The sequence below is a fragment of the Hymenobacter defluvii genome, from assembly GCF_017589435.1.
Lineage (GTDB): Bacteria > Bacteroidota > Bacteroidia > Cytophagales > Hymenobacteraceae > Hymenobacter > Hymenobacter profundi.
Window position 1 is genome coordinate 1 of sequence record NZ_JAGETX010000128.1, and the last position, 353, is coordinate 353.

The following is a 353-nucleotide window of genomic DNA, read 5'->3' on the forward strand; positions in this document are numbered from 1 at the left end:
CCGGAGAAAACAATTTATCTCTCGTTACTGCAGGAGACGGGTATTCACCAAGTCCTCAACGGCGAATATACGCTTACCACCCCTACGGACCCTTCTTTCCAAGCGCTGTGGCAGGAAAGTGAAGCATTTTTGAAACGTTCACAGGAAACACCACTGAAAATTTCGGAGTTGATGCAGGCACTGTTACGCAAGCCGCTGAAACTGAAGCAAGGCTTTGTGGACTTTTGGGTACCGCTGTTTCTCTTCATGAAGCGCCACGAGTTTGCGCTATATGGGGAACAAGGCAAGTACATCCCGGAACTACGACTGGAAGTGGTCGACTTGTTCAGCAAAAGTCCCAATCAGTATACAGT

Annotated in this window: 1 protein-coding gene; it reads left to right on the forward strand. The window is 48.4% G+C overall.

Annotated elements, in window-relative coordinates; genetic code table 11:
- Positions 1-129: 129 nt before the first annotated feature.
- The coding region (locus J4D97_RS23315) for a hypothetical protein (RefSeq protein WP_208309668.1) at positions 130-353 on the forward strand (224 nt) is incomplete at its 3' end.